We start from the raw sequence: 12,953 nt of genomic DNA on the forward strand, positions 1-12,953 counted from the left end.
AGCGTAGCCTGCCAACCTGAACGTTGTCGTGAACGAAAGGAAGCCCCGGCGCTCAGGCCGGGGCCCCTCCGCGAGACTCAGCGGGTCGCGGACTCGATGTTGCCCCGGTAGGTGTTGATCACCCGGGAGGCCTCCTGGAGCTCTTCCGTCATGCGCTGGAAGGCCGTCCGGTAGTTCTGCCAGGCCCCTTGGAAGCGCTCGGCTCCCGGGCCCGTCCAAGCGGTGCCGACCTTGGCGGCCTCGCGGTCCAGCGCGGTCATCGTGGTGCGCACCGCCTCGGACTGCTGGGTGAATTGGGTGGCCATCTGCTGCATTTCCGCGGGGTCGCCACCGAGCAGGCTCTGGCTCATGCATACCTCCTGGATCGACTGAAAGCGCCCTCAACATAGACGCGTCACTCACACCTCGCTCCTGTTATGCCGAGCGGCTATGGTCTTCCAGAGGAATATTCGGATCTAAGGAGCATCCGGCCATGCGCGAGGTTGTGGTCACCGGCGGTGGCACCGGGATCGGCTACGCGGTCGCGGCGGCGTTCGTCTCCGCGGGCGACCGGGTCACGATCACCGGGCGGCGCGAGCATGTGCTGAAAGAGGCCGCGTCCCGGCTCGGCGCCGACTTCCTGCCCTTCGACGCCGCGAACCCCGCCGCCGTGAAGGAGGCGGCCGGCCGTCTGCCCGAGCGGGTCGACGTCCTGGTCAACAACGCGGGCGGCAACACCAACCTCGACCGGCGGCAGTCCGACGACCTGCTGGACGTGGCCGAGGGGTGGCTGGCCAACCTCAACGCCAACCTGCTGTCCGCCGTGCTCGTCACGACCGCGCTGCTGCCGCGCTTCGCCAAGGGCGGGCGGATCATCACGATCGGCTCGATCGCCGCCCGCGGTACGGGCTCCGGCTCGTACGGCGCGGCCAAGGCGGCCGTCGAGGCGTGGACCGCCGACCTGGCCGCCCAGCTCGGCCCCCGGGGCGTGACCGCCAACGTGGTCTCCCCCGGCCTGGTTGTCGACACCGAGTTCTTCCGCGGCCGCCTGACCGAGGAGGGCATCAGGGCTCGCGTCGAGAACACCCGCAACGGCCGCCCCGGCACCCCATCTGACGTGGCCGACACTGTTCTGTTCCTCGCCACTCCGGGTGCGCGGCACCTGACGGGGCAGGTGCTCCATGTGAACGGCGGGGCGTACTTGGGTCGCTGAGGGTCGGCCGACAACAAGCACTTACACTCCGTTCAGTGTCTGTCGTCGAAGGGCGTCGGAAGGACGTAGGTCGGTGCAGAAGGTTCTGATCGCCAATCGGGGTGAGATCGCCGTCCGGATCGCGCGGGCATGCAAGGACGCCGGGATCGGCAGCGTGGCCGTCTACGCCGACCAGGACCTCGACTCCCTGCACGCGAAGATCGCCGATGAGGCGTACGCGCTGGGCGGCCAATCCCCCGCCGAGACCTACCTCGACATCGGGAAGCTGCTGGAGATCGCCCGGCGCTCCGGCGCCGACGCCGTCCACCCCGGTTATGGTTTCCTGGCCGAGAACGCCGGCTTCGCCCAGGCCGTCATCGACGCGGGCCTGATCTGGATCGGCCCGCCGCCCGCCGCCATCGCCGCGCTCGGCGACAAGGTCCAGGCCAGGCACATCGCGCAGAAGGTCGGCGCGCCGCTGGTCGCCGGAACCAAGGACCCGGTGTCGGGGGCGGCGGAGGTGGTCGCCTTCGCCGAGGAGCACGGGCTGCCCATCGCGATCAAGGCCGCCTATGGCGGCGGCGGCCGGGGCATCAAGGTCGCCCGCCGACTGGAGGAGGTCGCCGAGCTCTACGAATCGGCCGTACGCGAGGCGACCGCCGCGTTCGGCCGCGGCGAGTGCTTCGTGGAGCGCTACCTCGACCGCCCGCGGCACGTCGAGACCCAGTGCCTGGCCGACCGCGACGGCAACGTGGTCGTGGTCGGCACCCGAGACTGCTCACTCCAGCGCCGCCACCAGAAGCTCGTGGAGGAGGCGCCCGCGCCGTTCCTGTCCGAGTCGCAGGTCGAGATCCTCTACACCAGCTCCAAGGCGATCCTGCGCGAGGCCGGCTACGTCGGCGCGGGCACCTGCGAGTTCCTCGTCGGCCAGGACGGCACGATCTCCTTCCTGGAGGTCAACACCCGTCTGCAGGTCGAGCATCCGGTCAGCGAGGAGGTGTCGGGCCTCGACCTGGTCCGTGAGATGTTCCGCATCGCCGACGGCGGGACACTCGGCTACGCCGACCCGCGGCCGCGCGGCCACTCGATCGAGTTCCGCGTCAACGCCGAGGACGCCGGCCGAAACTTCCTGCCCGCTCCGGGCACCCTCACCGTCATGCGACCGCCGTCGGGTCCCGGAGTGCGGCTCGACTCGGGGTTCGAGGCCGGGATGACCGTGCCGCAGACGTTCGACTCGCTGGTGGCCAAGCTGATCGTGACCGGCCGTACCCGTACGGAGGCGCTGGAGCGCTCGCGCCGCGCGCTGGCCGAGTTCGAGATCGGCGGCATGCCGACCGTGCTGCCCTTCCACCGCGCGGTCGTGTCGGACCCGGCCTTCACCGCCGAACCGTTCGCCGTCCACACCCGGTGGATCGAGACCGAGTTCGACAACACGATCCCGCCTTACTCGGGCGACGGCTCCGCCGACGAGCCCGCCGCCCGGGAGTCGGTGACGGTCGAGGTCGGCGGCAAGCGCCTCGAAGTGGTCCTCCCCTCCGGCCTCGCTACGACCGCCAGAGGCTCCGCGCCGCCCGCGGCCAGGAAGCCCAGACGCGGCGGCGCGAACAAGCCCGCGGCGGGCGGCGACGCGCTGGTCAGCCCGATGCAGGGCACCATCGTCAAGATCGTCGCGGCCGACGGCGACACGGTGGCCGAGGGCGACGCGATCGTGGTGCTGGAGGCCATGAAGATGGAGCAGCCACTGACCGCGCACAAGGCGGGCACCGTCACGGGCCTGACCGCAGCGGTCGGGCAGACCGTCACGTCGGGCGCCACGATCTGCGAGATCAAGGACGCCTGACGACGTTTTACGTCGCTCGACGTCGCTCGACCTCGCTTGACGTCGCTCGACCTCTCGCTTGATCGTGCCGGAGTCTCGAAGAGACTTGACCACGCCCCGCGCTCGACCGACTCCGTACGGGTAACGTGCGCTGTAGAGGAACTTTGTCGAGTGCCCGTTCGTCATCCTGGGCGAAGGAGGCTTGCTGCCAATGACCCATTCGCTGCGCCGAGCAGGGGCCGCGATCGCGGCTCTGATCGCCGGTCTTTTCGTCGTCCTTGCGCTGTCCCCTGCCGCCAACGCGGCGGCCGCACCCCCTGACGCATCGAGCGTTGTGTCCTATTGGAAGGACAAGAAGGATCCGCTATTCGTGCAGTCGGGCTCGCCGCTGACCTCGGACCAGCAGTCCGAGATCCGCGACACGTTGAAGGGCTCCAAGAGTGACATCTACGTCGCGGCCCTGCCCGACGGCACATTGACGACGGCCAACGCCAAGCAGTACCTCGACACCCTTGGCACGGCCACCGCGGCCGCCAAGAACGGGGGCCGGGTCACCGTGGCGGTGCTCGACGGCAACTCCCTGTTCGCGGAGTCCAACTTCGGCAAGCCTGGTCTCACCAACCGGCTGTCCCAGCTGGCTGTGCGAAACCACGACGACGTCGTGTCCGGCATGAATGACTTCGTCGAGCGCATCAACCTCGCCTCCGAGGGCAAGAAGGCCGCGCTCGACTCCGGCCCGGTGGGCGGCAGCGGCGGCGGCAGCGGCGCGCTGATCGCCCTGGGCGCGCTCGTCGTGGTCGGCGGCGGCGGCTACTTCGTCTACTCCAAGAACAAGAAGAAGAAGCAGGCCATCCAGGACGCCAAGGACCTGGCCGCGGTCAAGCAGACCGTGGAGGAGGACGTCACCAAGCTCGGCGAGGAGATCACCGCGCTGGACACCGACGTGGCGCTCTCCGGCCAGAGCGGGCAGCACATCACCGAGTGGCAGCAGGCGCTCGACTCCTACGAGAAGGCCAAGACGCAGCTCGCGGCGGTGCAGCGGGCCGACCAGGTCCGCGAGGTGACCCAGACGCTGGAGGACGGCCGCTACGCGCTGGCCGTGGTGAAGGCCAAGGTCAACAACCAGCCGGTCCCCGAGCGGCGAGCGCCTTGCTTCTTCAACCCGCAGCACGGCCCGTCCGTACGTGACGTGCGCTGGGCGCCGCCCGGCGGCGCGGTGCGCGACGTACCCGCCTGCGCGAGCGACGCCGAGGCCGTGGAGCGCGGCTTCGACCCGCAGATGCGGGAGGTCATGGTCGACGGCCAGCGGCGTCCCTACTACGACGCGGGCCCGGCCTATCAGCCCTACGCCTACGGCTACTACGGCGGCTTCGGCGACATCATGACCGGCATGTTCATCGGCACGATGATGGGCAGCATGCTCGGCGGCGGTTTCGGCGGCTACGGCGCCGGTTACGCCGAGGGCTTCTCCGACGGCGGTGGCGGTGGCGGCGACTTCGGTGGCGGCGGCGACTTCGGCGGCGGAGGTGGCGGCGGCTGGGGCGACTTCGGCGGCGGCGGCGACTTCGGTGGTGGCGACTTCGGCGGCGGCGACTGGTAAAGCGACCAGCGAGTGACCGGGCGCGTTCCCTTCGGGGGGCGCGCCCGTTTTTTACCGGCGGCGTCCCTCTGGGGGCGCCCGTTGTCTCACCGGGCGCGATCCCTTTCGGGGCGCGCCCGGTTTCGTGGAAGCCGGGTCAGATCCCGATCTGCGCCTCAGGCTGCATCAACCGCCGGGCTGCCTCGGTGATGGATCCTGACAAAGACGGATATACCGCGAAAGTGTGGGCCAGCTGATCCACCGTGAGCCGCTGTTGCACCGCCACCGAGAGCGCCAGGATCAGCTCCGACGCGCGCGGCGCCACCACGACCCCGCCCAGCACGATGCCAGTGTGCGGACGGCAGAACAGCTTGACGAAACCGTCGTTGAACCCCTGCATCTTGGCGCGAGCGTTGGTGGCCAGCGGCAGCTTGACCACGTTGGCCTCGATCTCGCCGGCCTCGATCGAGCGCTGTGCCACGCCGACCGCGGCGATCTCCGGATCGGTGAAGATGTTGGAGGCCACCGTGGCCAGCCGGAGCGGCTGGACGGCCTCGCCCAGCGCGTGCCAGACCCCGATGCGGCCCTGCATGGCGGCGACCGAGGCGAGCATGAGCACGCCGGTGCAGTCACCCGCCGCGTAGACGCCCGGCGCGGAGGTGCGCGAGACCTTGTCGACCTTGATGAAGCCGTTCCTGTCGAGCTGGACCCCGGCCTCCTCCAGGCCGATGCCGCTCGTGTTGGGCACCATGCCGACCGTCATCAGCGCGTGGGAGCCCTCGGCCGTGCGGCCGTCTTCGAGCGTGACCACGACGCCGTCGGCGGTCCGCTTGACGGAGGCGGCGCGGGAGCGGCCCATGACGTTCATGCCGCGGCGCCGGTAGACCTCTTCGAGCACCTCGGCGCCGTCGGCGTCCTCATTGGGCATCATCCGGTCGCGGCTGGAGACCAGCGTGACCTCGGCGCCCAGCGAGCGGTAGGCGCCCGCGAACTCGGCGCCCGTCACCCCGGAGCCCACCACGATCAGGTGCTCGGGCAGCGCGTCGAGGTCATAGAGCTGACGCCAGGTAAGGACACGCTCGCCGTCGGGCTCGGCCCCCGGCAGGATGCGCGGCGTCGCGCCGGTCGCCACGATGACCACGTCGGCCTTGATCGCGCGGTCGCCCGCCTTGACCAGCTGCGGGTCGACCAGCCGCCCGCGGGCCTTGATGATCTCGACGCCCTCTGCGGCGACCCTGGTCTCGATGTCGGCCGACTGGGCCTGCGCCAGCTCCTTGACCCGCTTGTTGACCAGCGGCAGATCGACGCTCGCCACGCCGACGTCGCCATCGAGCCCCCCGGTGAATCCGACGCCCAGCGAGGGCGCGTCGAGGAGGGCCTGTTTACGCACGGAGGTGGCGATGAGCGTCTTGGACGGCACGCAGTCGGTCAGCACGCACGCGCCGCCAGGCCCGTCCTGTTCGACCATGGTGACCTGCGCGCCTAGCTGCGCCGCCACCAGAGCCGCCTCGTAGCCGCCTGGTCCGCCACCGATGATCACGATCCTCGTCACGTGCCTATTGTCCCGCATGGCGCGCGCTGACGACGAACGGGGCGGCCGGTCGCGCGCTACTCTTATCAGCTGTGCCTGTATACGCGGCCTACGGCAGCAACATGGACCCCGAGCAGATGGCCATGCGTGCCCCTCATTCCCCGATCCGGGGCGTGGGCTGGCTGCAGGGTTGGCGCCTGACGTTCGGCGGCGAATACTTCGCCTGGGAGGGCGCGCTCTCCACCATCGTCGAAGACCCCGACGAGCACGTCTTCGTGGTCCTCTACGACGTGCCCGAGTTGGACGCCAACTCCCTCGACCAGTGGGAGGGCGCGGTCCGCGGCCTCTACCACAAGGTGCGGCTGCGGGTGCAGACGCTCGACGGCGAGCAGGTGGCCTGGTTCTACGTGCTCGACGGCTATGAGGGCGGCCTGCCCTCCGCCCGTTACCTGGGCATCCTGGCCGACGCCGCCGAGCGGGCGGGCGCCCCCGACGACTACGTCAAGGAGCTGCGGGGACGCCCCTGCAAATCGATCGGCGACTAGCTGAGCGGCTGGTCCTTGGTCTCCTTCAACGCGAAGACGTACACCAGTGTGGAGACCAGGGCGAGCGCCGACATGTACCACGGGAAGAGTCCCGCGTTGCCCGCGTCCTTCAGCGCCGTGCCGATGAGTGGCGCGGTGCCGCCGAAGATGGCGACGGTCAGCGAGTACGGGAAGCCCGCCCCCGCCGCCCGCACCCGGGTCGGGAACAACTCGGAGTTGACCGCGGCCGAGACCGAGGTGAAGCAGCCGAGGAAGATCATGCCGAGGCACTGGATGAACAGCAGGCTGGAGAAGGAGTTCGTCAGCATGCCGAGCAGCGGCACCGGCAGGATCGTGAACGCCAGGCCGAAGGTGATCAGCATGGGCCGGCGCCCGACCCGGTCCGACAGCATGCCGAGCAGCGGCTGCAGGACCATGAAGAAGACCAGCGCGATCGTGCTGACCGTGAGCGACTGACCCTTGTCGAAGCCCACGTTCTGCTGGGCGTAGGTCGGCAGGAAGGTCGTCCAGGTGTAGTAGGCGACCGTGCCCGCCACGGTGATGCCGACGATCAAGGCGGCCTTGGTCGGATAGCGGACCAGGAACTCGAACAGGCCCGGACGCTCGGTCTTGCCCTCCTGGATCTCGCTGACGACCGCGCTGGTCTCCTCGGCGCCCTTGCGGATCCACAGGCCCACGAGGCTGATCACCGCGCCCACCACGAACGGGATGCGCCAGCCGTACGAGCTCATGTCGGCTTCGGCGAGGTTGGCGGCCAGCAGGGCGGCCAGGCCGGAGGCGAAGAGCTGGCCGATGGTGGTGCTGACGTACTGGAAGCTCGAGAACAGCCCGCGACGCCCGGGAGGGGCCGACTCGACCAGGAAGGTGGTCGCCGCGGCGAACTCACCGCCGACCGAGAGGCCCTGGATCAGCCGCGCCAGCGTCAGGATGATCGGCGCGAGCACGCCCGCCGCCTCGTACGTCGGCGTGATCGCCAGCAGCAGCGAGCCGCCACCCATCAGGATGATCGTGAAGGTCATCGCAGACTTGCGGCCGAACCGGTCGGCGAACGCGCCCACCAGCAGGCCGCCCAGCGGGCGCATGAAGAAGCCGACCGCGAACACCGCGAAGGCGCTCAGCACCGGGACCAGACTGTTCGTGCCGGACTTGGGGAAGATCTGCTCGGCGAAGTAGACGGTCAGGAAGCTGTATGTGTACCAGTCGAACCACTCGACGACGTTGCCGATGCTGGCCGCCATGAGCTGTCGGACACGGCTTTTGGGGATGCCGAGTGGCGATGGCGCCACGGGGGAGGTCGCCACGGGGGGCTCCTTTGCTGACAACTGCGATGATGGCCTACTGTGCATTCGGGCGACCGAAACAGTCAAATGCCTGGCAACATATTTACAAACCCGACATAGAGACGGCTCCCCGTGGATGTTCTCGACCGGCGCCTGGTCGCCGCTCTCCAGATCAGCCCCCGCGCGTCGTGGGGCGAGATCGGCAGGGCCGTCGGCGAGCACGAACGCACGGTCGCGCGCCGGTTACAGCGGCTGATCGCCGACGGCATGGTGCGCGTCACCGCGATCTATGACGACCTGCGTTCGGGCCACGGCCGGCCCGTGCACCTGCATGTCCAGGTCCGCCCCGGTACGGCGGCGCAGGTCGCCAAGGCGCTGGCCGACCGGCCCGACACGCGCTCGGTCTACTCGCTGACCGGGGCGGCCGACCTCGCCTGCGAGCTGGTCGCCCGGTCACGGGAGGAGCTGCACGACATCCTCACCGCGGAGATCAGCGAGATCGACGGGGTGCTGCAGACGCAGACGCAGGTTGTCCTGCACACCTTCAGGACGGTCGCCGAGTGGCACGCGCCCTACCTCAGCGAGCAGGAGGCAGCCCAGCTGCGTCCGCCCCCGATCCTCGAAGTCCTTCCCGACGAGGACGGTCTTTCGCCTCTGGAGCAGGAGATCGCCGAACTGCTGGCCGGTGACGGCAGGATCGCGTTCACGGCGATCGCCGAGCGGCTCGACATCTCCGTGCCGACCGCCCGCAGGCGGGTGTCCTCGCTGCTCGAACGGCGGCTCCTGCTGCTGCGGGCCGAGGTCGAGCCCGCGCTGCTCGGCCTGGAGGTGGAGGGCAAGCTCTGGCTCAAGGTACGGCCGCACGGGCTCGACCTGGTCGGCCAGCGGCTCGCCGCGCACCCCAGCGTGCGTTACTGCGCGGCCACCTCGGGCACCCATTCCCTGATCGTCCAGGTCGCGGTGGCCCATGAGGCCGATCTCTACCGTTTCCTGACGGGTGTCGTCGGCCCGCTCGACGAGGTCACCGACATGGACGTCACCCTCATCACCCGCGCCTACAAACGCGGTCACCTCCACAAGTCCGGCCTGCTCACCCTGGAGAGGACACCATGACGCCCGCCGAGAACGAAGTCGCCGAACTCTGCGCCGAACTCATCCGCGTCGACAGCAGCAACTACGGGGACGGCACCGGCCCCGGCGAGCGGGCCGCCGCCGAGGCCGTCATGGCCAGGCTGGACGAGGTCGGCATCGAGGCCACCTACATCGAGAGCGAGCCGGGCCGGGGCAACGTCATCACCCGCGTCGAAGGCACCGACCCGTCGCTGCCCGCGCTCCTGGTCCACGGCCACCTGGACGTGGTGCCCGCCAACGCGGCCGACTGGTCCGTCGACCCGTTCGGCGGCGAGGTACGCGACGGCTACATCTGGGGCCGGGGCGCGGTCGACATGAAGGACATGGACGCGATGATGCTGGCCGTACTCCGCCAGCTCACCCGCGAGGGCCGCAAGCCGCGCCGCGACCTCGTCTTCGCCTGGGTCGCCGACGAGGAGGCGGGCGGCAACTACGGCGCCAAGCACCTCACCGCGCACCACCCGGAGCTGTTCGAGGGCGTCACCGAGGCGATCAGCGAGGTCGGCGGCTACTCCCTGGAGGTGGACCCGTCCCTGCGGCTCTACCTGATCGAGACCGCGCAGAAGGGTCTCGGCTGGATGAAGCTCATCGCCGACGGCACCGCCGGGCACGGCTCGATGCTCAACACCGACAACGCGGTCACCGAGGTGGCCAAGGCCGTGGCCAGGGTCGGCGCCCACGAGTGGCCGATCACCCTCACCCCGACGGTCCGCCAGTTCCTCACCGAGGTCGCGGACGCGTTCGGCCTGCCCTTCGACGAGGACGACCCGGCGCCCATCCTGGACAAGATCGGGCCGCTGGTCCGCTTCGTCGGCGCGACGTTGAGCCACACCGCCAACCCGACCCAGCTCAACGCCGGCTACAAGTCGAACGTCATCCCCGGCCAGGCCACCGCCGTGATCGACGGCCGCTTCCTGCCGGGCCACGAGGACGAGTTCTTCAAGACGATCGACTCGCTGATCGGGTCGAACGTCCGCCGCGAGTTCGTGCACCACGACATCGCGCTGGAGACCACGTTCGACGGCGCCCTGGTCGAGTCGATGATCGCGGCGCTGAAGGCCGAGGACCCCACGGCGCGGGCCGTGCCGTACTGCATGTCCGGCGGCACCGACAACAAGACCTTCTTCGCCGACCTGGGCGTCCGCGGGTTCGGGTTCGTGCCGCTGCGACTGCCCGGGGACATGGACTTCGCGTCGATGTTCCACGGCGTGGACGAGCGGGTGCCGGTGGACGCGCTCCAGTTCGGGGTACGGGTGCTCGACAGGCTCCTCCTAAACTACTGACGTGAGCAACGACCCCTACTCCCTGGCCAGAGCCGCCGCCGAGGCGCTGAAGAGCGCCTGCGGCCTCGACACCTTCGACGTCGCCCTCGTCATGGGGTCCGGCTGGGTGCCGGCCGCGGACGCGATCGGCGAGACGGTCACGGAGATCCCCTTCACCGACCTGCCCGGCTTCTCCGCTCCGGCCGTGGCCGGGCACGGCGGCAAGATCCGTGTTCTGCGCACCCCCGGTGGGCGGCACGCGCTGGTCTTCCTCGGTCGCAGCCATCTGTACGAGGGCCGCGGCGTCGACTCCGTCGTCCACGGCGTACGCACCGCCGCCGCCGCGGGAGTCGGCACGATCGTGCTGACCAACGCGGCCGGCGGGCTGCGCCCCGAGACGCAGCAGGTCGGCGACCCGGTGCTGATCAGCGACCACATCAACATGACCGGGGCCAACCCGATCACCGGCACCACGTTCATCGACCTCACCGAGGTCTACTCGCGGCGGCTGCGCGCGCTCGTGCAGGAGGTGGACCCGACCATCGCCGAGGGCGTCTATGTGGCCTTCCGCGGCCCCACCTACGAGACGCCCGCCGAGATCCGCATGCTGCGCACGCTGGGCGGCGACATGATCGGCATGTCCACCGTCCTGGAGGCCATCGCGGCCCGCGAGGCCGGTCTCGAGGTGCTGGGCGTCTCCCTGGTCACCAACCCGGGGGCGGGGCTGGCGGACGAGCCGCTCAACCACGAGGAGGTCCTCCAGGTCGGCCGCGCGACGGCCGCCCGCATGGGCACCCTGCTGGCCAAGATCGTGGACCGTCTGTGACCGACGACCCGGCACCCTCGTCCCCCGCGGCCGGCGACGCCTCCGCGACCGCCGAACCGACCGCAGACGCCCCCGTGTCCGCCGACCTGGTTCCGGCGGCCCGTCTCTGGCTGGCGCAGGATCCTGATCCCGAGACCCGGGCCGAGCTGTCCGCCCTGCTCGACTCCGGCGATATCGAGGCGCTGCGCGACCGCTTCGGTGCCGGGCTCGAGTTCGGTACGGCCGGTCTGCGCGGTGAGCTGGGCGCGGGCCCCAACCGGATGAACCGGGTGACCGTCATGCGGGCCGCGGCCGGTCTGGCCCAGGTGCTCGGCCCCGGCAGGCACGTCGTCATCGGCTACGACGCCCGCCACAAATCCGACGTGTTCGCTCGCGACACCGCGGCCGTGCTGACCGGCGCCGGACTGCACGCCTCGCTACTGCCCTGCCCGCTGCCGACTCCCATCCTCGCCTTCGCCGTACGCCACCTCGGCGCCGACGCCGGTGTGATGGTCACCGCCAGCCACAACCCGCCCCGCGACAACGGCTACAAGGTCTACTGGGGCGACGGCTCCCAGATCGTGCCGCCGATCGACGCCGAGATCTCCGCCGCCATCGAGGCGGTGGGCCGCGTCGACCAGTTGCCGCTCGACGCGCCCGGCACGCTGACCGAGCTGGGCGAGAGCATCATCGACGACTACATCGACGCGGTGACCGCGCTGCCGCTCGGCGACGCCCGCGAGCTGCGGATCGCCTACACGCCGCTGCACGGCGTCGGGTCGGGCACGCTGACCGGGGCGTTCCTGGCCGCCGGGTTCGAGACCCCGATGGCCGTCGAGGAGCAGCGCAACCCCGACCCCGCCTTCCCGACGGTGGCGTTCCCCAACCCGGAGGAACCCGGCGCGATCGACCTGGCCGTGGCGCTGGCCAAGAAGATCAACGCCGATCTCGTCCTGGCGAACGACCCCGACGCCGACCGATGCGCCGTGGCCGTGCCGCTGGGCGACGGCTCCTGGCGCATGCTGACCGGCGACGAGGTGGGCGGCCTGCTGGCCGAGCACGTGATCACGCACACGTCCGGCGATCGCCTGGTGGCCACCACGATCGTCTCCTCGACGCTGGTGAGCAAGATCGCCGCCGCTCACGGTGTCCGCTACGGGGAGACGCTGACCGGCTTCAAGTGGATCATCAAGGCGGGTCCCGGGCTGGTCTTCGGCTACGAGGAGGCGATCGGCTACAGCGTCGGCTCCGACGCCGGGCTGCCCGTACACGACAAGGACGGCATCGGCGCCGCCCTGACCGTGGCCGGCATGGCCGCGGCGGCCAAGCGCGCCGGGCGGACCCTGCTCGACCTGCTCGACGACCAGGCCCGGCGCTACGGGCTGCACGCCACCGCGCAGCTGTCCGTCCGGGTCGAGGACCTGTCGCTCATCTCCGGCGCGATGGCCCGGCTGCGCGCCGACCCCCCGGCCGCGCTGGGCGGCCGGGCGGTCGAACGGGCTGACGACCTGAGCCTGGGTGACGGCGGGCTGCCGCCCACCGACGGGCTGAGGTACGCGCTGTCCGGTGGCGCCCGAGTGGTGGTCCGGCCTTCGGGGACCGAGCCCAAGCTCAAGTGCTACCTGGAGGTGGTCGTTCCGGTGACCGGTCCGGTGGCGGATGCCCGAGCGCTGGCCGTACGGGAGCTCGACGCCCTGAAGGCGGACGTCGGCGCCGCACTCGGCCTCTAGGCACCGCTTCAGGAGCTCGGCCTCCAGGCATCCGCCCTCTCAGGCACCCGCCTCCTTACGCACCGACCCTCCGGCGCCGCCCCCTCCAGGCACCGCCCGC

11 protein-coding genes are annotated in these 12,953 nt (G+C 70.4%); 8 read left to right on the plus strand and 3 right to left on the minus strand.

From position 1 onward, the window contains the following. Positions 1-77: 77 nt before the first annotated feature. A complete protein-coding gene (locus tag ACGFJ2_RS40190; protein ID WP_214633406.1) occupies positions 78-350 on the minus strand; it encodes a WXG100 family type VII secretion target in 273 nt (90 codons plus the stop codon). Between the two features lie 122 nt (positions 351-472). Here ACGFJ2_RS40190 and ACGFJ2_RS40195 point away from each other — a divergent pair, with 122 nt between their 5' ends. The 3 genes from ACGFJ2_RS40195 (at position 473) to ACGFJ2_RS40205 (ending at position 4,590) form a co-directional block, all read left to right on the plus strand. Further along, positions 473-1,192, plus strand: a complete 720-nt coding sequence (locus ACGFJ2_RS40195) for an SDR family oxidoreductase (RefSeq protein ID WP_357948690.1) — start codon at positions 473-475, stop codon at positions 1,190-1,192. A 73-nt stretch (positions 1,193-1,265) separates the two neighbouring features. Further along, positions 1,266-3,011: a biotin carboxylase N-terminal domain-containing protein gene (locus ACGFJ2_RS40200; RefSeq protein WP_358179663.1), complete on the plus strand. Its 1,746-nt coding sequence runs from the start codon at positions 1,266-1,268 to the stop codon at positions 3,009-3,011. A 190-nt stretch (positions 3,012-3,201) separates the two neighbouring features. Continuing rightward, positions 3,202-4,590 (plus strand): hypothetical protein, encoded by a 1,389-nt coding sequence (locus tag ACGFJ2_RS40205; RefSeq protein WP_357948685.1) that lies wholly within the window; start codon positions 3,202-3,204, stop codon positions 4,588-4,590. Positions 4,591-4,726: 136 nt separating this feature from the next. On the opposite strand, the gene ACGFJ2_RS40210 is transcribed toward ACGFJ2_RS40205, so the two are convergent. Continuing rightward, complete coding sequence (locus tag ACGFJ2_RS40210; RefSeq protein ID WP_358179661.1) at positions 4,727-6,121, minus strand: NAD(P)H-quinone dehydrogenase; 1,395 nt, start codon at positions 6,119-6,121, stop codon at positions 4,727-4,729. 71 nt (positions 6,122-6,192) lie between these two features. Between ACGFJ2_RS40210 and ACGFJ2_RS40215 the strand changes: the two genes are divergently transcribed. Continuing rightward, positions 6,193-6,645 (plus strand): gamma-glutamylcyclotransferase, encoded by a 453-nt coding sequence (locus ACGFJ2_RS40215; protein ID WP_393477532.1) that lies wholly within the window; start codon positions 6,193-6,195, stop codon positions 6,643-6,645. On the opposite strand, the gene ACGFJ2_RS40220 is transcribed toward ACGFJ2_RS40215, so the two are convergent. Next, a complete protein-coding gene (locus ACGFJ2_RS40220) occupies positions 6,642-7,946 on the minus strand; it encodes an MFS transporter (protein WP_357948680.1) in 1,305 nt (434 codons plus the stop codon). The two genes, ACGFJ2_RS40215 and ACGFJ2_RS40220, sit on opposite strands and share 4 nt — an antisense overlap. 111 nt (positions 7,947-8,057) lie before the next feature. Here ACGFJ2_RS40220 and ACGFJ2_RS40225 point away from each other — a divergent pair, with 111 nt between their 5' ends. From ACGFJ2_RS40225 to ACGFJ2_RS40240, 4 genes are all read left to right on the plus strand, one after another. Beyond that, positions 8,058-9,038: an Lrp/AsnC family transcriptional regulator gene (locus tag ACGFJ2_RS40225; protein ID WP_393477535.1), complete on the plus strand. Its 981-nt coding sequence runs from the start codon at positions 8,058-8,060 to the stop codon at positions 9,036-9,038. Continuing rightward, complete coding sequence (locus ACGFJ2_RS40230) at positions 9,035-10,339, plus strand: M20/M25/M40 family metallo-hydrolase (protein ID WP_357948674.1); 1,305 nt, start codon at positions 9,035-9,037, stop codon at positions 10,337-10,339. Before ACGFJ2_RS40225 ends, ACGFJ2_RS40230 begins: the two co-directional genes overlap by 4 nt. A 1-nt stretch (position 10,340) precedes the next feature. Then, entirely contained in the window at positions 10,341-11,144 is an 804-nt protein-coding gene (locus ACGFJ2_RS40235; RefSeq protein WP_357948672.1) for a purine-nucleoside phosphorylase, read from the plus strand. 74 nt (positions 11,145-11,218) lie between these two features. Continuing rightward, positions 11,219-12,853, plus strand: a complete 1,635-nt coding sequence (locus ACGFJ2_RS40240) for a phospho-sugar mutase (protein WP_393477860.1) — start codon at positions 11,219-11,221, stop codon at positions 12,851-12,853. The last annotated feature ends 100 nt before the right edge of the window (positions 12,854-12,953 follow it).

Source organism: Nonomuraea sp. NPDC049028 (assembly GCF_043197735.1).
Lineage (GTDB): Bacteria > Actinomycetota > Actinomycetes > Streptosporangiales > Streptosporangiaceae > Nonomuraea.